Below are 19,383 nucleotides of genomic sequence, written 5' to 3'. Positions count from 1 at the left end.
ATGAGCCGCGACAGCCGCGACACCCGGGCGACCCACGAGGCGCTGCCGCCCGCCATGCGCGACGCCGCCGACGAGTTCGGCCGCCACCTGGCCACCGTCCGCAACCGGTCGGCGCACACCGTCCGCGCCTACCTGGCCGACGTCGTCTCGCTACTCGACCATGCCGTCCGGATGGGCGGCGACGAACCGGGCGACCTCGACCTCGCGGTACTGCGCAGCTGGCTGGCGCGGCTGCGGACGCTCGGGGCCGCGCGCAGTTCGCTGGCCCGCCGGGCCGCGTCGGCCCGCACCTTCAGTGCCTGGGCACACCGGGCCGGCCTGCTCGACGCCGACATCGGTGCGGCACTGGCCAGCCCGAAGGCCCGCCGTGACCTGCCGACCGTCCTCCGCGCCGACCAGGCCACCGAGCTGGTCACGGCGCCCGGCGAGCAGACCGAACCGGTCCTGCTGCGGGACCGGGTCGTCCTCGAACTGCTCTACGCCACCGGAGTCCGGGTCAGCGAACTCTGTGGCCTGGACGTCGGCGACGTCGACCACGGCCGGCGGGTGATCCGGGTGACCGGCAAGGGAGACAAGGAACGGGCGGTGCCGTACGGGACCCCGGCGCAGCGGGCGGTCGACGACTGGCTGCGAACCGGCCGGCCGGCGCTGACCACGCCGGCCAGCGGATCCGCGCTGCTGCTCGGGGCACGCGGCGGTCGGCTGCAGCCGACAATCGTCCGGCGCCTGGTCAGCGGGTACGCCCGCACCGCCGGCCTACCCCGGACCAGCCCACACGGGCTGCGCCACTCGGCCGCCACCCACCTGTTGGAGGGCGGCGCCGACCTGCGCGCGGTGCAGGAGCTGCTCGGGCACGCGTCGCTCGCCAGCACCCAGATCTACACGCACGTGTCGATGGATCGGCTCCGGGCCGCGTACCGGCAGGCCCATCCCCGGGCGTGACGGGAACCGGCGCCGGTCCGGCCGGTAGGCTCATCAGGTGACCGCCGGAGCGCCACGGCCCCCCGAGCCGATCCCCGGCGCCCGGCTGCTGTTCTCGCTGGACCCTGCCGTGGCCCACCTCAACCACGGGTCGTTCGGCTCGGTCCCGATCGGCGTCCAACGCGCCCAGCAGCGCCTGCGGGACGAGACCGAGGCCAACCCGATGCGCTTCTTCACCCAGGGGTTGTCCGACCGGATCGAGCACACCCGCCGGCACCTGGCCGCGTTCCTCGGCGCCGACGCCGACGGTGCCGCCCTGGTCGACAACGCCACCACCGGTGCGACGCTGGTGCTGCGGTCCCTCGGGCTCCGGCCCGGTGACGAGGTGCTGACGACCGACCACGGGTACGGCTCGGTGCGGCTGGCCACCGACCACGAGTGCCGCCGCGCCGGCGCCACCGGCCGCGCCGTCGACGTCCCGCTGGGCGCCACCGACGCGGAGCTCGTCGAGATCCTCCGCGACGCACTGCGGCCGGGCCGTACCAGGCTGCTGATCGTCGACCAGATCACCTCGCCGACCGCCCGGCTGCTGCCCACCGCGGCGATCGTCGCCGCCGCCCGGGAAGCGGGCGTCCCGGTGCTTGTCGACGCCGCGCACGCGCCGGGCATGCTGGCCACCCCGGTGGCCGACGTCGGTGCCGACTTCTGGGTCGGCAACCTGCACAAGTGGGGCTACGCGCCGCGGGGCACCGCACTGCTGGTGGTGGCGCCCGGCTGGCGCGACCGGATCGAGCCGCCGATCGTCTCCTGGGAGCAGGAGTCCGGCTTCCCGCAGCGGATCGAGTCGCAGGCGACCCGCGACTACACCGCCTGGCTGGCCGCGCCGGTGGGGACCTTCACCCTTCGGACCCTCGGGCTCGACCGGGTCCGGGAGCACAACGCCGCGCTGGCCGCGTACGGGCAGTGGGTGGTCGGCACCGCGCTGGGGGTGGATCCGGCCGCGCTGCCGGACCCGGGCGGACCGGTCGCGATGCGGATCATTCCCCTGCCCGCCGGCCTGGCCGGCAGCCTCTCCGAGGCGAACGAGCTGCGGTTGCGGATCGCCGGCGAGCTGGCCTGCGAGGTGGCGGTGAACGCCTGGGCGGGTCGGGGCTGGCTGCGGCTCTGCGGACAGGTCTACAACCGCCCTGACGAGTACGAGCGGCTCGCCGACCGGTTGCCGGCCCTGCTCGCCGCCCACACCAGCCGGACCGCCGCACCCTGACGGCGACGGCCGCCGCCGGGAGGCAGCCGCGCCGCAGCACCCAGCCGGCGACGGGCAGTCGGGGACAGCCGCACCGCGGCACCCGGACGAGGGTGGGCGGTCGGCAGGAGCCGGACCCGGCCGTGGCCGAGCAGGGCCAGTGGATCGAGGTACTCGTCGCCCCGGCGCAGCCCCCAGTGCAGGCAGGCCGACGCCCCGACGGCGGGCCCGGTGGGGCAGCCGCGGTGGCCGGCCAGCAGGACGCCGATCGGATCACCGGCCGCCACCGGGTCGCCGGTACGCACCGACGGCCGCACCGGTTCGTAGGTCGTCCGCAGCCCGCCGGCGTGTGCCACGCTGATGACCGGCCGGCCGGCGACCCAACCCGCGAAGTGGACCACCCCGCCGCCCGCGGACCGCACGACCGCACCCGGCTCGCCGAGCAGATCGACCCCGCGATGACCGGCCAACCACGGTTCGGGCGGCGGTTCGAACCGCCGCCCCGGCCGGAGCGGCCCGTTCATCGGCCACCGGAACCCCGACCCGGCCGCCACCGGAGCACCAGCCGCAGCCGCACCAGCCCCCGCCGACCGAGCCAACCCGGGCCGGGCCAACGCCGGCCGAGTCGCCCCCGGCGCAACCAACGCCGGCTGCGCCACCGCCTGCGGGGTCACCGCCGGCGCCAGGACCGCGGTCGGGGTCAGGACCAGCAGGGTGACAAGCGACCGCAGGGGCCGCGCTCCGAGGTTGTCCATGGCAGGCAGCGTCACCCAGTCCGCTGCGGGCGGCAACGCCCCGCATCCGATCTGTGGATAACCGGCCCCCCCGTGGGGAAAGGACAGCGGCCGATCGGCTGGTCCGTCGGCAGCGGTGCCGGCCGGGCGCCGTCGCTAGAGTTGTCGGCTATGACGCAGAGCCTCGCGCATCCCGCCGTGGACAGCTTGTTCACCTACTACGACGACGCCACCGGCGAGCGGACCGCGCTGACCGCGGGCGAGCTCGGAAAGTGGGCGGCGGCGACGGCGGCACTGCTCACCGATGGGTGCGGGCTCGGTCCGGGTCGGCAGGCCGGCGTGCTGCTCCCGCCGCACTGGCAGACCGCGGCCGTGCTGCTGGGCGCCTGGGCCGCCGGCTTGCAGGTCTCGTTCCGTGGCTGGTCGACCGCGGGTCTGGCCCCGGCCGGTGATCCGCTCGACGTGACGTTCGTCGACCGGCGGCGGGTCGACAGTTGGCTGGACGAGGTGCCGTCCGGGCGCCATCGGTACGTCCTGGGCCTCGCACCCGGTGCCGCGCCGACGCCCCAGGGCTACCAGGACTACGTCCACGCGGTCCGCCCCTACCTGGGCGCCGCGTCCCCGGACACGCCGCTCGATCTTCGGGGGCGGGCGACGGTTGACGGAACCACCTTCGGCCAGTACGGCGGGCTCGCGGTCGACATCGCGCGGAGCCGCGGTGTCGGTCCCGGCGACCGGGTGCTGGTCGACGCGGCGGCCAGCGAGGAACCGCTGATCTGGCTCGCGCCGCTGTTCGCCGGCGCCTCCGTCGTCCTGTGCGCGAACCTGGACCGCGCGGGGCTCGACGAACGGATCGCCGCCGAACGCGTCACCCGGACACTGTGACATCGTGGCGGGCAGCCCCGCCCTGATCCCGACCCTGGAGGATGCGGATGCCCACGATGGACGAGGTCAGCGGTCCGTCTCGGCTCGCCGAGCCCGGTGAGCGGATCAGCGCCGAGGAGCTGCAGCTCGCCGCCCGCAACCACGGGATCCCGCTGGAGGCGTTGCGCTACGACGTCACGCCGGCCGGTCTGCACTATCTGCTCATTCACTACGATATTCCGGATCTGGATGCCGCCGAGCACCGGCTGACCGTCGATGGCCGGGTCGATCGGCCACTGAGTCTCGACCTCACCGACCTGCGGACGCGGCCCCGGGTCACCCGGCGGGTCACCCTGGAATGCGCCGGCAACGGCCGGGCCCTGCTGGAGCCCCGACCGGTCAGCCAGCCGTGGCTGGTCGAGGCGGTGGGCACCGCGGAGTGGACCGGGACTCCGCTGGCCCCGCTGCTGCGCGAGGCCGGGATCGACCCCGAGGCCGTGGACGTGGTCTTCACCGGCGCCGACCACGGTGTCGAACGCGGCGTCGAACAGGACTACCAGCGCGCCCTACCCGCAGCCGAGGCGCTGCGCGAGGAGCCGCTGCTGGCGTACGAGATGAATGGTTCGCCTCTGCTGCCACAGCACGGCGCGCCGCTGCGGCTGATCGTGCCCGGCTGGTACGGCATGGCCCACGTGAAGTGGCTGAGCCGGATCACCGTGCTCGACCGGCAGTTCGACGGCTTCCAGAACGCGGTGGCCTACCGGCTGCGGCAGCGGGCCGAGGAGGCCGGCGTGCCGGTGACCCGGATCGAACCCCGGGCGCTGGTCCGGCCGCCCGGGTTTCCCGACTTCATGTCCCGGACCCGGGTGTTGCGCCCCGGTCCGTGCCGGCTGGATGGCCGGGCCTGGTCGGGGTACGCACAGCTCACCGGGGTCGAGGTGAGCACTGATGGTGGGGCCACCTGGGCGGCGGCCAGGCTGGCGCCGCCGGAAGCCGGGGGTGGGCCGGACCTGGCCTGGCGGCGCTGGTGGTACGAGTGGTCGGCCACGCCGGGCCGGTACACGCTCAGCGCCCGCGCCACCGACGCGTCCGGTCGCTGCCAGCCCGTCGAGCAGCCGTGGAACCGGGGCGGCTTCGCCAACAATCTGGTGCAGCGGGTGCCGGTGACGGTGCTGGACGAGTGACGAACCGGCCGGTTCGGGATCGGCCCGCGCGGCGGTCAGGAGCCGCCGAAGCCGGAATCCGCGGGTAACGAGATCTCCGGCTTTTCCAACTCTTCCACATTGACGTCCTTAAACGTCATTACTCGGACATTCTTCACGAAGCGCGCTGGGCGGTACATATCCCACACCCAGGCGTCGTGCATCTCGACCTCGAAGTAGACCTCGCCGTCCGAGTTGCGCACGTGCAGGTCCACCTGATTCGCCAGGTAGAAACGGCGCTCGGTCTCGACGACGTAGGAGAACTGGCGGACGATGTCGCGGTACTCCCGGTAGAGCTGCAGCTCCATCTCGGTCTCGTACTTCTCGAGATCTTCCGCACTCATCGCTCTCCGCCTTCCATGGCCACATCTTCCCCCACCGGCACTGGCGGTCGAGGCTGCTCGCCCAACGCCACGCCGACCGTACCCTCTAGCTGCGCCCCGCGCGGCATCGACTCGGTCCGGCCCAGATCCGCCGGACGCCGGGTCCGTGGCGGCCGGCCGGCCCGGCCTGAGGCGGCCGCCACATTGACGTACGAGAAGCGATGTTCAGCGCACGGACCGTGACGTTCCAGAGCGGCGTTGTGATCGGCCGTCACGTACCCCTTGTGATCGGCGAACCCGTAGCCGGGGAACTTCCCGTCCAGTTCGACCATGATCCGGTCCCGGGTCACCTTCGCCAGCACGCTCGCCGCCGCCACACAGGCAGCCACCTGGTCACCCTTCCACACCGCCAGGCCCGGCACCCCGAGCCCGTCGACGCCGAACCCGTCGGTCAGCACGTAGTCCGGCCGGGTCGCCAGCAGCGCCAGCGCGCGACGCATCGCGGCCAGGTTGCAGACGTGCAGCCCGCGGGCGTCCACCTCGGCCGCCGGGATCACCACCACGGCGTGCGCCAGCGCCCGCTCCAGCACCACGTCGTGGATCCGGTCCCGGGTGGCCGGGGTGAGCAGTTTGGAATCGGCGAGTCCGTCGATCTCGCCCCGTCGCCCGGCCGGCAGCACCACCGCCGCGGCGACCAGCGGGCCGGCGCAGGCCCCGCGGCCGGCCTCGTCCGCCCCGGCGACGTGCGGGAAGCCGCGCCGCTGCAACGCCCGTTCCAGGGCGTAGAGGCCACCGTCGCGGCGCACCACCGCCCTCGGTGGGGTCAGCACGGCGCCGCCAGCACCCGGCGGAGCAGTTCGGGCAGCTCGCCCGGGTAGAACCGCTCACCGGTCCCGGCCAGCTCCGGCACCGTCCACCACCGGTGACCGTCGATGCTGCCCCGCTCCACCTCGGTGAACCCCGCCGTGTCCACCTCCCAGGCTGACACCCGCGCCACGAAGTACTCCTGTTCCTGGCGGTACCACCGGCCGTCGAAGGGAAACTCGCTGACCTCCCGCCAGACCGGTTCGCCGAGTTCGGCCGGGGTGACCAGCAGCCCGGTCTCCTCGGCCAGCTCACGGGCGGCGCCGGCGGCCGGGGTCTCACCGGCGTCGAGTCCGCCGCCCGGCGTCAGCCAGTACCGGTGGTCGGGCCGGGCCGGATCGAAGGCGTGGAAGAGCAGCACCCGCTCGGCCTCGTCGAGTACCAGGACGCGGGCGGCCCGGCGCGCGGTGAACTCGTCAGCCACCGGTCCAGCCTAGACAGCCACCCACCGCCGGTCGCGGACAGGTCGTACGCCGTCGAGACCGCTCCCGCGGAGCCCGCGGCCACGGCTCACGGCGCGGCTCGCGCCGGCCCGGTGTCCAGGTCCGGAGACCCGGCCAGTCAGCCCTGCGGTGCGGGAATCCGGTCGAAGCCGTCCGGGACCGTCAGCCACTTCGCCCGGTCGACCGGCCAGAAGACGGTGAAGGCGCGGCCCACCACGGCGTCCTCGGGGATGGTGGCGATGTCCAGGTCCTGGCTGCGCTGCCAGTGCTCCAGCGAGTCGCCCGACGCCGACCGGTGGTCGCCCATCACCCAGAGCCGGTCGGCGGGGATGGTGACGTCGAAGTCCTCGTCGGCCGCGGGGTCGCGGATGCCGTCCTGGGAGTAGATGTACGGCTCGTCCAGCGGCTGCCCGTTGATCACCAGCCGCTCCTGCTCGTCACAGCAGACCACCCGGTCGCCGCCGACTCCGATCACCCGCTTGATGAAGTCCTCGCCGTCCGGGTTGCCGCTCCACTCGGCCGGGGCCCGGAAGACCACGATCTCGCCGCGTTCCGGCGAGCGGAAGTGATAGACGAGCTTGTTGACGAGCACCCGGTCGTCGATGTCCAGGGTGTGTTCCATCGAGGGCGACGGGATGAAGAACGTCTGCAGCACGAAGGCCCGCACCAGGACCGCGACCAGGATGGCCACGCCCAGCAGGATGGGCAGTTCGCGCCAGAAGGAGTTGCGAGGTTTCTCGGTCTGCTCGTCGATCACGGGTGGAGCCTACGGTGCCGAGCTGAGCGCGAGTGACGAGAACGCGCGGTAATGGCCAGAATACCTAGCATCGGCCCGATAATGGCTATACCTCCCGACGTATCCGGGTTTGCTGGAGGGGAACTTTCGGGTGTCGCCGCCGTCGGCGGCGGCAGGTTCTCGAAGGTCGGCGGCACCGGCAGCGAGGTCCACCGGGCCGACGGCCAGACGATGATGAAGGCCCGGCCGATGACGTTGTCGATCGGCACCGGGCCCTGGCAGCGGGCGTCCTGCGAGACGAGCCGGTGGTCCCCCATCACGAAGAGCTGCCCGGACGGGACCACCACCTCCGCGAACCGCCGGGACCGGCACTCCTGCGGATTCGGCGGCACGTCCAGCGGTGAGTCCTCGACGATGTAGCTCTCGTCGAGTGGGGTGCCGTTGACCGTCACCCGACCCTGTTCGTCGCAGCAGGCCACCCGGTCCCCGGGCAACCCGACGACCCGCTTGATGAAGTCCTTCTCACCGGGCCGGGCGACACCGACCAGGTCGCCGACGGTCCGACCCACCTTGTCGGCGAAGCTGAGGTTCGGCTCGTCGGTGAACTCCGGCGCCCAGGCCTCGGTCCCCCGGAACACCACGATCTCGCCCCGGACCGGGTCGCGCATGTCGTAGACGACCTTGTTGACCAGCACCCGGTCGCCGACGAGGAGAGTGTCCTCCATGGAGCCGGACGGGATGTAGAACGCCTGGAGCAGGAAGGTGCGGATCAGGACGGCCAGGCAGAACGCGACGATCAGCAGGAGCGGCAGCTCCTGCCAGAGCGGCATCTGCCGGCGCTGAACCTTGCGGCCGCGCCGGGACGGGGGTCGCCAGGGATCGAGGTCATCCGCTTCGTCCACTCTACGCACTGCGCATCTCCCCGGTCCCGAGATACAGCGCTACCGCCCGGGCTCCGGCGACTGCGCGGGAGCCACGAGCGGTGGCGCGGAAGTCTCCCGCAGTCCCCGGCGGCTGCCGGGGACACAGCGATCGCTCGCACCTGCCCGTGCGGCCAGCGTAGTCGGCGTTGGCCGATCCGACACCTCGCGATCGACCAAACGGTCAACCTTGAGAGTCAGCTGACCTGCTTCTCGCGCTTCTCCTTGATCTTGGCCTTCTTGCCCCGCAGCTCGCGCAGGTAGTACAGCTTGGCCCGGCGCACGGCACCGCGGGTGACCACCTCGACCCGGTCGATCGCCGGGCTGTTGACGGGGTACGTCCGCTCGACACCGACCCCGAAGCTGATCTTGCGGACGGAGAACGTCTCCCGCAGGCCGGATCCCTGGCGACGGATGACCACGCCCTGGAAGATCTGGACCCGGGAGCGGCTGCCCTCGACCACCCGGGCGTGCACCTTCACGGTGTCACCGGCCCGGAAGTCGGGAACGTCGGTCCGCTGCGACTGGGCGTCGAGGGCGTCCAGGGTGTTCATCGCTGCATCCTCTGGAAGTTCACGGCGCGCCGATCGCCGACGCGCGGATGGGTGATTCTGATCTCCGGCGGGCGCGTCCGTGGACGTCCCGGTCCGGTGATCCTCGCAGCCGGTCGCGGCGCGACCGACCACGGCAACCTCTCTACTTTGCCATACCCGCTGCCGGCACCTGAAATCCGGCCCCGTCCAGGGTCGCCAGGTCCCGCTTGTCGAGGGCGCCGGGCGGCAGCGCGGCGATCAGGTCGGGCCGCCGCGCCGCGGTCCGCAGCAGCGCCTGGTCCCGTCGCCACCGGGCGATCCGACCGTGGTCGCCGGAGCGGAGGATCTCCGGTACGTCGTGTCCGCGCCAGGACGGCGGCTTGGTGTAGACCGGCGCCTCCAGCAGGCCGTGCGCGTGCGACTCCTCGGCCAGCGAGTCGGCGTTGCCCAGCACCCCGGGCAGCAGTCGGGTCACCGCCTCCATGATCACGATCACCGCGACCTCGCCGCCGAAGAGCACGTAGTCGCCGAGCGACACCTCGGTCACCGGCATCCTCAGCGCCGCGTCGGCCAGCACCCGTTCGTCGATGCCCTCGTACCGCCCGCAGGCGAAGACCAGTCGCGGCTCGGCCGCCAGCTCGTACGCCAGCGCCTGGCTGAACCGCGTCCCGGCCGGGCTGGGCACCACCAGCCGGGGCGGCGGCGCGTCGGCCGGCGCGAGTGCCGCCAGCGCCGCGCCCCACGGTTCCGGCCGCATCACCATGCCCGGCCCGCCGCCGTAGGGGGTGTCGTCGACGGTGCGGTGCACGTCGTGCGTCCAGGTCCGCAGGTCGTGCACGACCAGATCGAGTACGCCCGCGGCGCGGGCCCGGCCGATCAGCGACAGCTCCAGCGGGGCGAAGTACTCCGGGAAGATCGAGACCACGTCCACCCGGAGCGCGGTGCCGGTCACAGGTCGAGCAGCCCGGCCGGCGGGTCGACCACCACCCGGCCGGCGGCCAGGTCGACCTCGGGCACGATCGCCTTCACGAACGGGATCAGCGCGGTCCGTCCCTCCGGGCGGCGCAGCACCAGCAGGTCGGAGGCGGGTGCGTGGTCGACGCGGGTGACCTCGCCGAGCGGTTCCCCGGCGGGCGTGACGGCGGCCAACCCGACCAGTTGGTGATCGTTGAACTCGTCCGGGTCGGCCGGCGGCCGCACCTCGGTGCTGTCCACGCAGAGCAGCACCCCGCGCAGCACCTCGGCCACGTCGCGGTCCGACACGCCCTCGAAGAAGACCAGCAGCCGGCCCTGGTGCCAGCGGGTGGCCTCGACGGTCAGCCGGTCCGGGACCCGGACCGGGACGCCGAGGTCGGCCGGCGCGGCGCCGGCCCGGCCGGCCACCGGCGGCGCGGGTACCGCCGTCGGGTCGGTGATCAACACCGACCCGACGGCGAACCGGTCCTCCGGTTCGTCCGTGCGAACCTCGACCGAGACCTCGCCACGGATACCGTGCGGCCGACCGATCCGGCCGACGATCAACAGCATCAGTACGAGTCGACGATGTCGACGCGTACGCCGCGCCCGCCGATCGAGCCGATCACCTGGCGCAGCGCCTTCGCGGTACGCCCGGAGCGGCCGATGACCGTGCCCAGGTCCTCGGGGTGCACCCGGACCTCAAGGCGCTTGCCGCGGCGGGAGTCGACCATCCGGACCCGGACGTCCTCCGGGTGGTCGACGATCCCCTTGACCAGGTGCTCCAGGGCGGGCCGGAGCGCCATGTCAGGCCCGCTCGCCGGAGTCGGCACCGGCCTGCTCCTCGGTCTTCACCGGCGCCTCGGCCGCGGGCTCCTTCTTGGCCTCGGCCTTCGGCGCGTCGGCCTTGCCGGCGTCGGCCTTCCCGCCCTCGGTGGCCTTGGCGGCCTTCTTCGCCGGCCGGGTGGTCGGCTCGGCCAGCCCGGCCGCGGCCTTCGCCTCGGCCTCGTAGGCGGCCTTGCGGTCGGCCCGCTCGGCGGGCACCTTCAGCGGCTCGGGGGCGGGCAGGCCCTTGAACTTCTGCCAGTCGCCGGTCTTCTCCAGAATCCGCTGCACGGCCTCGCTCGGCTGGGCGCCGACCGAGAGCCAGTACTGCACCCGGTCCGAGCTGACCTCGATCAGCGACGGGTCGTGCTTGGGCTGGTAGATGCCGACGAACTCGATCGCCCGACCGTCGCGCTTGGTGCGCGAGTCGGCGACGACGATGCGGTATTGCGGGTTGCGGATCTTACCCATCCGCAGGAGCCGGATCTTTACGGCCACAGTCTGTTCGCTCCTGTTGCGATTCTCACCGGCCCGATCGGGCGGTGCGCGGGTGAGAGTCGACCGGCACAGTGGGGTTGGGCCGGAGACTGCTCGATGGACTGGCGACGCGCCCGGGTTAGAGGGCGCCTGACGCGTGCCGGGTACCAGCGACCCATTGTGCCAGACCCGGTACGGATTCCTCCCACCGGACCGGCCGATCGCCCCGACCGCGCCGTCCGGCCGACGGGTCAGCGGGCCGGCGGACGGTCCCAGCCGGGCGGCAGCGCGGCCGGCGGCTGCCAGTCGGGGTCCGGGACGAAGTCGCGCCAGGTTCCGTCGAAGGGGAACTCCCCCGCCTCGGCGAGCTTGATCACCCGCTCGCCCTCGGCCCGCACCGCCGCCTCGTCCGGCACCCAGTAGTGCTCGGGGTGGGCCAGCCGTTCGGCGAACTCGTCCTCGTCCTTCCACCGCCAGCGGCGGTCCGGACCGACCACCACATCCAGATCCTGGTCGACGATGTCGACCCCGGCCACCGGGCCGTCGTCCCAGCGGACGGCGGGTTCCTCCAGGTTCACGTACCAGTGGGCGAATCGGTCGGTCTCCGGGTCGCGGAACCACCAGACCGAGTGCGCCGCCCCGGCCGGCAGGAACTTCAGCAGCGGCGGCCCGAACCAGGTGGCCACCCGCAGCCGGTAGGACAGGGTGATCCACTCCGCGAACGGCATCGACCGGATGCCGCGCCCGTCCGCGGCGACCTCGCTGGCGACCGGGGTGCCGCGGTCGATCCAGACCGCCAGCCCGCGCTCGTCGTCGCTGACCACCCGGGCCGGCCGGACCCAGCCGACCCGGCCCCGGCGCACGTTGCGGTGCATGATCAGCCGACCGCGCTCGAACCTCATGACGGATCAGTACGAGCGGGCCAGGATGGCGACCAGGTCCGGTTCGTCCTCGGAGTCCGGCACCGACCCGTCGGCCCGCACCAGGCAGCGTACGGTGACCGCCTTGCCGTTCGCCTCGGCCTCGCCGGCGGCGCCGACCGCGTCCCACGGCACCCGCGCCCACCCGGTCGCCGCCGCCTCGATCGCCTCGGCCAGCGTCTCCACTCCGACGGTCCGCGACTCCCGCAGCGCCAGCGCCTCGTCGTAGAGGGCCTGCTGGTCGGCCTCCAACGCAGCGAGCACCGCCGCGACCACGTCCGGCACCGGCACCGGCGTCTTCGAACCACCGGTACGCCGGACCAGCACGGCGTTGCCGGCCGCCAGGTCCCGGGGGCCGACCTCGACCCGTACCGGATAGCCCTTGAGCTCGGCGTCGACGGCCCGGCGGCCGAACGGAGTGTCGACCCGGTCGTCGAAGCCGACCCGAACCCCGGCGTCGCGCAGCGCGTCGCGCAGCTTCGCCGCCGCCTCGCCGACCCCGTCGCCCGCCTTGACCACCATCACGTACGCCTGGATGGGCGCCAGCCGGGGCGGGACCCGCAGCCCGTTGTCGTCGCCGTGCGACATGATCAGGCCGCCGAGCATCCGGGTGGAGGTGCCCCACGAGGTGGTCCAGGCGTGCTCGACCCCGCCGCCGGCCGACGAGTAGCTGATGTCGAAGGCGCGGGCGAAGTTCTGCCCCAGCTCGTGGCTGGTGCCCAGTTGCAGGGCCTTGCCGTCGCCCATCATGCCTTCGCAGGTGTAGGTGCGGGTGGCGCCGGCGAACCGCTCCCGGGCGGTCTTGAGGCCGACGACGACCGGGATGGCCAGCGGGCCGACCATGAAGTCCTCGTAGACGTCGTGCAGGATCCGGCGGGCGTAGGCGCGGGCGTCCGCTTCGTCGACGTGCGCGGTGTGTCCCTCCTGCCAGAGGAACTCGCTGGTCCGCAGGAAGACCCGGGGGCGCAGCTCCCAGCGGACCACGTTGGCCCACTGGTTGAGCAGCAGCGGCAGGTCCCGGTAGGAGTCCACCCACTTGGCCATGAACTCGCCGATCACGGTCTCGCTGGTCGGCCGGACCACGACCGGCTCCGCGAGCTGCTTGCCGCCACCGTGGGTGACCACCGCCAGCTCCGGCGAGAAGCCCTCGACGTGCTGGGCCTCCCGGCGCAGGTAGCTCTCCGGGATGAAGAGCGGGAAGTACGCGTTCTCCGCGCCGGCCGCCTTGATCCGGGCGTCCATCTCGGCCTGCATCCGCTCCCAGATGGCGTAGCCGGCCGGCCGGATCACCATCGTGCCGCGCACCGGCCCGTTGTCGGCGAGCTGCGCCTTGGCGATCAGGTCCTGGTACCAGCGGGGAAAGTCCTCCGCACGGGGAGTGAGCACGCGTGCCATGACCGCACATCCTATGCGCCGGGCACGCCGGTTCCGTCAGCGGACCACCCGGCCACGCAGAACGATCCGGCTGGGCTCGCGTACCACCCGCAGGTCGGCCCGGGGGTCGGCGTCGTAGACGACCAGGTCGGCCAGGCCGCCCTCGACCAGGCCGGGAAAGCCGAGCCACTCCCGGGCCCGCCAGGAGGCGGCGGCCAGCACATCCATCGTGGACATTCCGGCCCGCTCGTGCAGCAACAGCATCTCCTCGGCGACCAGCCCGTGGCTGATCCCGCCGCCGGCGTCGGTGCCGAGGTAGATCGGCACCCCTGCCTGGTAGGCCGAGCGGACCACCTCGGGGAAGCCGTCGCGCAGGGCGATCATGTGGTCGGCGTACCGGGGGAACTTCTCCCGGGCCCGGTCGGCGATCGCGCCGAAGGTCTGAATGTTGATCATGGTGGGCACCAGGGCGGTGCCGCGCCGGGCCATCTCGTCGATCAGGTCCAGGCTCAGCCCGGTGCCATGCTCGACCGAGTCCACCCCGGCCCGGACCATGATCTCGACGGCCGCCTCGGAGAAGGTGTGCACGGCCGCGCGTACCCCGGCGGCGTGCGCGGCCTCGACGGCGGCGGTCATCGTCGCGGCGTCCCAGGCCGGCGCCAGGTCCCCGGCGTCGCGCTCGATCCAGTCGCCGACCAGCTTGACCCAGCCGTTGCCGGCCCGCGCCTGCGCGGTCACGGCGGCGCTCACCTCGGCGGCCTCCACCTCGACGCCGATGTCGCGCAGGTACCGCTTCGGCGGGGCGACGTGCCGACCGGCGCGAGCCAGCCGCGGCAGCTCCGGTTCGTCGTCGAATTCCGGGTACGGGAACGGCGAGCCGGCGTCGCGGATCGCCAGCACCCCGGCGTCCCGGTCGGTCAGGGCCAGCTCGCGGGCCTGGTCGTGCGACCGGATCGGCCGCCCGCCGGGGGCGATCCCGAGGTGGCAGTGCGCGTCGACCAGGCCGGGCAGGACGAACCCCCGGTCGGCCACGGTCACCGCCCCGGGCACCGGATCGAAGGTCACCCGGTCCCCGACCAGCCACAGGTCGCGTACCTCGTCTGCGGGCAGCACCACCCCACGCACATGCAACGCCATGCGCACAGTTCTACCTGATCACGCGGCCGGCCGATCGGTACGGCCGCGTCGTTGGGTGGTCAGTCGGTGCCGGGGGTGGCCAGGCCGGCCCGGCGGGTGGTGAGGGCCGGCAGGTCCACCGACACCTTCCACGGCCGCTCGGTGACGAAGACGTCGTCGGTGTGGGCGATGGTCTCGTACTCCCCGTTCGGGCCGAGGTGGTACTCGGTGATCGTCATCTTCCCGTGCAGCGGGTCGACGACCCAGTAGGTCGGCACCCCCGCGTGCGCGTAGACCTTCGCCTTGTCGTACAGGTCGCGGAAGGTGGAGGTGGGTGAGAGCACCTCGACCGCCAGCACGGCGTCGCGCACCGGCACCGGGCTGCGGTCGGCGTGCTCGCGACGGATCGCCACCACGTCCGGCCGGGGTTCGTTGCGCCGGTCGACCCGCATCGACAGGTCGATACTGACGAGGTACTCGGGTGGGCAGTTGACCTCCAGCGCAAGCAGGAGACGCACGCAGAGGTCCTGATGAAGGGCGGTAGGGGAGGGCAAGATCAACCTTCCGTTGACCAGTTCGTACGGAAGGTCCGGCGGGAGGTCGCCGAGATCGTCGACCGTCCACTCCTGCCGCTCGGGCAGGATCGGTGCCGCGGTCATGACATCTCCTTCCTGAGGTTCCCTCACCCTAAGAGATCAATCTATTGCTCGCTGTCATCGACACGCCGTCACTTGTCGCGCTCGTCGCGCTTGCGGAGCTTGTTGAAGTCGATGTTCGGCAGCTTGAAGCCGGGCGGCAGGCCCTGCCCGCCCGCGAGCTGGCTCGGGTCCATCCCCGGCGGCAGCTGCGGCATCCCACCGCCGAACGGAGCCCCACCGGCCGGCGAACCGCTACGCGGCCGCCCCCCGCCACCCTTCGAACCCTTCCTCTTGTTCTTCGGCGACTTGGTCGCCTTGCGGCGGCCGGCGCCGGGCAGGCCCATCATGCCGCCCATCTGCTTCATCATCTTCTGCGCCTCGGTGAAGCGGTTGAGCAGCTGGTTGACGTCCATCACGGTCACCCCGGAGCCGTTGGCGATCCGGGCCCGCCGGGAACCGTTGATGATCTTCGGGTTGGTCCGCTCCCCCGGGGTCATCGACCGGATGATCGCGGTGACCCGGTCGAAGTGCTTGTCGTCGACCTCGGCGAGCTGGTCCTTCATCTGCCCCATGCCCGGCATCATGGCCAGCACGTTGGCGATCGGCCCCATCCGCCGGACGGCGATCAGCTGGTCGAGGAAGTCCTCCAGGGTGAACTGCTCGCCGCCCATCAGCTTGGCGGTCATCTTGTCCTTCTGATCGGCGTCGAAGGCCTGCTCGGCCTGCTCGATCAGAGTGAGCACGTCGCCCATGCCGAGGATCCGGCTGGCCATCCGGTCCGGGTGGAAGACGTCGAAGTCCGCCAGCTTCTCGCCGGTGGAGGCGAACAGGATCGGCTGCCCGGTGACCTGCCGGACCGACAGCGCGGCACCACCACGGGCGTCGCCGTCGAGCTTGGACAGCACCACCCCGCTGATCCCGACCCCGTCGCGGAACGCCTCGGCGGTACGCACCGCGTCCTGGCCGACCATCGCGTCGATGACGAAGATGACCTCGTCCGGGTTCACCGCGTCCCGGATCGCCGCCGCCTGGGCCATCATCTCGGTGTCGATGCCCAGCCGGCCGGCGGTGTCGACGATGACGATGTCCCGGGCGGAGCGCCGGGCGTGTTCGATCGAGGCCCGCGCCACCGCGACCGGGTCACCGACCCCGTTGCCGGGCTCCGGGGCGTACACCTCGACGCCGGCCCGACCACCGAGGACCTGGAGTTGCCCGACGGCGTTGGGGCGCTGCAGGTCGGCGGCGACCAGCATCGGCTGGTGGCCCTGCCCCTTCAGCCAGCGGGCCAGCTTGCCGGCGAGCGTCGTCTTACCCGAGCCCTGCAGGCCGGCGAGCATGATCACCGTCGGTGGCTGCTTGGCGAACTGGAGCCGGCGGCCCTCGCCGCCGAGGACGGCCACCAGCTCCTCGTGCACGATCTTGATGACCTGCTGGGCCGGGTTGAGCGCCTGCGACACCTCGGCGCCCCGGGCCCGCTCCTTGATGTTGGCGATGAAGCCCTTCACCACCGGCAGGGCGACGTCGGCCTCCAACAGCGCCAGCCGGATCTCCCGGGCGGTCGCGTCGATGTCGGCGTCGGTGAGCCGCCCCTTACCCCGGAGCTTGGTGAAGATCCCGGACAGGCGGTCACTCAAGGTGTCAAACACGACGCAACATCCCGTATTCGTAGGTCCGGCCGGCATCTCGAAGCCCGGCGGTCGGAGGTCGGGCCAGGCATGGTGCCCGACCACCGACAGGGTATCCCGCCCGAGACACCGACGCCTCGGCGTGTGTGCCAGGCACCGCCGATCAGCGCCTGGGAACGAGGAGATGGACGTTCACGCGCGGGAAAATCTCCTCCTGCTCGACCTGATAGATCCGGGTCAGCGTGGCCGCCCGCTCCTCGGACATCTCCGAGAACGGCTCCCGGCTGTAGCTCGTGCTCACCAGCCAGATCCGTTCCCGCCCGGCCAGGCAGGGCAGGGTGACCGGGCATTCCTGCACGCCGAAGTCACCGATCTCGGCCGACGACCGGACCAGCAGGACGTCGTCCGGCCGGGGGCCGTCGCGCATCTGGTAGGCCATGCCGAGCCGGGGCGGCCGCGCTCGACCCGCAAAGATGATGCCGTCCCCGGGGCGCACGCCCGCCATGATCACCTCGGCCGCGGCCCGGTAGTCGGGCTCGCCCTCGACCCGCGTACCACGGAGATCCTGATGCGCGGGCACCGCCAGCAGGGCCAGCGCGGGCAGCGCACCGGCCGCGATCACCAACTGCGGCCAGACACGCCGGAACACCACCCGGCTGATCCCGTGCAACGCGCCAGCCGCCAGCAACGCCCAAGCGGGCAGCGTGAACAGCAGGTAGCGGAAGAGGAACAGGTTCAGCAGGGGCGCGGTGGCGAGCGTGAACAGTGGCGGAAACAGTGCCCAGGCGACCAGGGCGGCCGTCACTCCACGGTTGCGTAGGGCGGCGAGCAGCGGCACCCCGAACAGGGCCACCGCGCAGACGGCGGCGGCGACCGGATAGGAGCCGAAGAGCTGCATCGGCAGTTCGACGACGGCTTTCCGGTCTGCCTCGATCCAGTCGATCGCCTGCGACTGTCCGGACCCCGCGTACACCAGCGGCATCACACCGGCGGCGATCACCGCCAACGCCCCCAGGTACTTCCAGAGGCGCACGTCCCGCTCGGACCGCTGGTAACGGAGCCAGGCGAGAAGCGCGTGCGGCACCAGCAGGAGCACGGCGACCACGTGGAAGTAGGCGGCGAGGACCACCACGGCCGCGTAGAGCAGCCAGCGGGGCCAGCGCGGCCGGTCGAGAGCCTGCAGGAGCAGCAGGGTCGCCAGGACCGCGGCGGCCACGGCGAATGCGTAGGGCCGGGCCTCCTGGGCGTAGCGGCTCACGCCGGGGATGACGGTGAAGACCAGGCCCGCCACCAGGCCGGCCGGCGTGCCCAGCAACCGCTGGCCCAGCAGGGCGGTGAGGCCGGCCGCGCAGGCCATCGCGACCAGGGATGGAAGCCGCAGCATGGTCGGCGTGTCCCCCGCGAGCGACACCCAACCGCGCATCAACAGGTAGTAGAGGGCCACCACCCGGTCGAGCCGGTCAAGCAGCCGGGACAGCTCCGCCCAATCCAGGGTCGTGGTGTGCCAGGTCGCGTGCTCGTCGTTCCACAGTTGCCGGTCGCCCAGCCCTTGCCAGCCGATCGCGAACATCGTCGCGGCTGGCAGCAGGAACGCCAGAACCTGCTGCCACCACGGATAGCGACGAACCGTCGACGCCTCGGGTTCGCTCGGCGAATCGTCGTCCGGCTGGGGCTGACGCGACACCCGGGGCATGATCACCGTGCCCGCCAAGGTCCGGGGCAGCAGGGATGTCGGCGCGTCCGGGCTGACCCGGGTCTGCGGCGCGAACGGGGCCTGCTTGTCGTTCAACACTTCAACTCGACCGACGACAGGCCGGACTTGAACGCGGCCAGATTCGCGGGCGTGTCGTCGTAGCGCCAGTCACCCTGCCGAATCACCTGGTACCAGACAAAACCCGCCACCCGTGGGTTGTCCTCCAACCACGGGCCGAAGCCCTTCAACCAACTCTTCTTGTCGGCGCCGGGCTGCACGCCGACCTCCGTCAACAGGATCGGTTTGTCGGTGAGCGCGTAGACGAGCCGGAGCGTCGGCCGGTAGGTCACCTCGGGGCTCTTCTCCCGCACCCCGTATCCCGTCACTCCGACGATGTCCACGTACTGCTCACCCGGCCAGAATTCCTTGATGGTCCGGCTGTCGGCACCACGAATGATGTTGGGTGACCAGACCCAGAGCGCGTTGGTCGCGCCGGCCTGCCGGAAGCGGTCGACCACGTGCCGCCAGGCTCTGACGTACTCGCCCTTGCTGTTTCCGTTGCGGGTGCCCCACGGGTACCAGTGACCGTTCATCTCGTGGCCGAAGCGGATCAGAATCGGCTGGCGGTACCCCACAACCGTCCGGGCCAACGCGTCGTACTCCCGGTCCCATCTGCCGTCGATGGTCGCCGAGAGGGACCAGTCAGGTTGGGCACTGCCGCCACCACTGCGCCATGGTTCGATCGACAGCATCGGGGTAGCGGGCACGGTGCTCAGCGTCTCGACCGAGATCCCGCGCTCGACCGAGGCGAAGACCTGCATCACCGAGGGCCGGCAGGAGATCTGTTCCGCCACGGCCGTCACCGCCGCCTCCGAACGGTCGTGCAGGGTGACCCCGAAGACCCGACCGCCGCCGCCGAGGACGTCATCGACGGTGGCCACCACCGGGCCTGGAGGTGAGACACCGGGCGCCACCCCC

Annotated in this window: 21 protein-coding genes and 1 pseudogene; 4 read left to right on the top strand and 18 right to left on the bottom strand. The window is 72.3% G+C overall.

What is annotated here, in order from left to right; all coding sequences use genetic code 11:
* On the top strand, positions 1-942 hold the full coding sequence (locus tag O7627_RS09620) for a tyrosine recombinase XerC (protein ID WP_278093142.1): 942 nt from the start codon (positions 1-3) through the stop codon (positions 940-942).
* 37 nt (positions 943-979) lie between these two features.
* Positions 980-2,185 carry an aminotransferase class V-fold PLP-dependent enzyme gene (locus O7627_RS09615; protein ID WP_278093141.1) on the top strand — a complete coding sequence of 402 codons (1,206 nt, stop codon included), beginning with the start codon at positions 980-982 and terminating at the stop codon, positions 2,183-2,185.
* 101 nt (positions 2,186-2,286) lie between these two features.
* On the opposite strand, the pseudogene O7627_RS09610 reads toward O7627_RS09615, so the two are convergent.
* Positions 2,287-2,919, bottom strand: a pseudogene (locus O7627_RS09610) (M23 family metallopeptidase); the annotation flags it as partial.
* Between the two features lie 150 nt (positions 2,920-3,069).
* Between O7627_RS09610 and O7627_RS09605 the strand changes: the two are divergent.
* Together O7627_RS09605 and O7627_RS09600 are read left to right on the top strand one after the other, a co-directional pair.
* Positions 3,070-3,783 (top strand): TIGR03089 family protein, encoded by a 714-nt coding sequence (locus tag O7627_RS09605; RefSeq protein WP_278093140.1) that lies wholly within the window; start codon positions 3,070-3,072, stop codon positions 3,781-3,783.
* Positions 3,784-3,830: 47 nt separating this feature from the next.
* A complete protein-coding gene (locus O7627_RS09600) occupies positions 3,831-4,946 on the top strand; it encodes a sulfite oxidase (protein ID WP_278093139.1) in 1,116 nt (371 codons plus the stop codon).
* 35 nt (positions 4,947-4,981) lie between these two features.
* Here the strand turns inward: O7627_RS09600 and O7627_RS09595 are convergent, their stop codons facing one another.
* The 17 genes from O7627_RS09595 to O7627_RS09515 all read right to left on the bottom strand — a co-directional run bounded on the left by O7627_RS09595 (position 4,982) and on the right by O7627_RS09515 (position 19,346).
* Complete coding sequence (locus O7627_RS09595) at positions 4,982-5,308, bottom strand: DUF2469 domain-containing protein (protein ID WP_278093138.1); 327 nt, start codon at positions 5,306-5,308, stop codon at positions 4,982-4,984.
* The gene (locus O7627_RS09590; RefSeq protein WP_278093137.1) at positions 5,305-6,117 is read right to left on the bottom strand and encodes a ribonuclease HII; all 813 of its coding nucleotides are present in this window, start codon (positions 6,115-6,117) and stop codon (positions 5,305-5,307) included. Before O7627_RS09590 ends, O7627_RS09595 begins: the two co-directional genes overlap by 4 nt.
* Complete coding sequence (locus O7627_RS09585; protein ID WP_278093136.1) at positions 6,111-6,575, bottom strand: NUDIX domain-containing protein; 465 nt, start codon at positions 6,573-6,575, stop codon at positions 6,111-6,113. Before O7627_RS09585 ends, O7627_RS09590 begins: the two co-directional genes overlap by 7 nt.
* A 137-nt stretch (positions 6,576-6,712) precedes the next feature.
* Positions 6,713-7,351, bottom strand: a complete 639-nt coding sequence (gene lepB, locus O7627_RS09580) for a signal peptidase I (RefSeq protein ID WP_278093135.1) — start codon at positions 7,349-7,351, stop codon at positions 6,713-6,715.
* Entirely contained in the window at positions 7,348-8,241 is an 894-nt protein-coding gene (gene lepB, locus O7627_RS09575; RefSeq protein ID WP_278093134.1) for a signal peptidase I, read from the bottom strand. Before lepB (O7627_RS09575) ends, lepB (O7627_RS09580) begins: the two co-directional genes overlap by 4 nt.
* A 206-nt stretch (positions 8,242-8,447) precedes the next feature.
* Entirely contained in the window at positions 8,448-8,804 is a 357-nt protein-coding gene (rplS, locus tag O7627_RS09570) for a 50S ribosomal protein L19 (protein WP_278093133.1), read from the bottom strand.
* A gap of 142 nt (positions 8,805-8,946) precedes the next feature.
* Positions 8,947-9,735, bottom strand: a complete 789-nt coding sequence (trmD, locus tag O7627_RS09565) for a tRNA (guanosine(37)-N1)-methyltransferase TrmD (protein ID WP_278093132.1) — start codon at positions 9,733-9,735, stop codon at positions 8,947-8,949.
* Positions 9,732-10,307, bottom strand: coding sequence for a ribosome maturation factor RimM (rimM, locus tag O7627_RS09560; protein ID WP_278098229.1), 576 nt, complete (start codon positions 10,305-10,307; stop codon positions 9,732-9,734). Before rimM ends, trmD begins: the two co-directional genes overlap by 4 nt.
* A gap of 2 nt (positions 10,308-10,309) precedes the next feature.
* Complete coding sequence (locus O7627_RS09555) at positions 10,310-10,543, bottom strand: RNA-binding protein (RefSeq protein WP_117226727.1); 234 nt, start codon at positions 10,541-10,543, stop codon at positions 10,310-10,312.
* Position 10,544: 1 nt separating this feature from the next.
* Positions 10,545-11,060, bottom strand: a complete 516-nt coding sequence (gene rpsP / locus O7627_RS09550; RefSeq protein WP_278093130.1) for a 30S ribosomal protein S16 — start codon at positions 11,058-11,060, stop codon at positions 10,545-10,547.
* A 230-nt stretch (positions 11,061-11,290) separates the two neighbouring features.
* Positions 11,291-11,941, bottom strand: a complete 651-nt coding sequence (locus O7627_RS09545) for a DUF402 domain-containing protein (RefSeq protein WP_278093129.1) — start codon at positions 11,939-11,941, stop codon at positions 11,291-11,293.
* Between the two features lie 6 nt (positions 11,942-11,947).
* Positions 11,948-13,354, bottom strand: a complete 1,407-nt coding sequence (gene proS, locus O7627_RS09540; protein ID WP_278093128.1) for a proline--tRNA ligase — start codon at positions 13,352-13,354, stop codon at positions 11,948-11,950.
* A gap of 36 nt (positions 13,355-13,390) precedes the next feature.
* A complete protein-coding gene (locus tag O7627_RS09535; protein ID WP_278093127.1) occupies positions 13,391-14,470 on the bottom strand; it encodes an amidohydrolase family protein in 1,080 nt (359 codons plus the stop codon).
* A 59-nt stretch (positions 14,471-14,529) separates the two neighbouring features.
* A complete protein-coding gene (locus O7627_RS09530) occupies positions 14,530-15,108 on the bottom strand; it encodes a Uma2 family endonuclease (RefSeq protein WP_278093126.1) in 579 nt (192 codons plus the stop codon).
* A gap of 68 nt (positions 15,109-15,176) precedes the next feature.
* On the bottom strand, positions 15,177-16,733 hold the full coding sequence (ffh, locus tag O7627_RS09525; protein ID WP_278093125.1) for a signal recognition particle protein: 1,557 nt from the start codon (positions 16,731-16,733) through the stop codon (positions 15,177-15,179).
* 142 nt (positions 16,734-16,875) lie between these two features.
* Entirely contained in the window at positions 16,876-18,501 is a 1,626-nt protein-coding gene (locus O7627_RS09520; RefSeq protein WP_278093124.1) for a glycosyltransferase family 39 protein, read from the bottom strand.
* Positions 18,498-19,346: a glycosyl hydrolase gene (locus O7627_RS09515; RefSeq protein WP_278093123.1), complete on the bottom strand. Its 849-nt coding sequence runs from the start codon at positions 19,344-19,346 to the stop codon at positions 18,498-18,500. The genes O7627_RS09520 and O7627_RS09515 overlap by 4 nt, the downstream gene beginning before the upstream one ends.
* Positions 19,347-19,383 lie beyond the last annotated feature (37 nt).

Source organism: Solwaraspora sp. WMMD1047 (assembly GCF_029626155.1).
Taxonomy (GTDB): Bacteria; Actinomycetota; Actinomycetes; order Mycobacteriales; family Micromonosporaceae; genus WMMD1047.
This window is presented reverse-complemented; position numbering and strand designations above follow the sequence as displayed.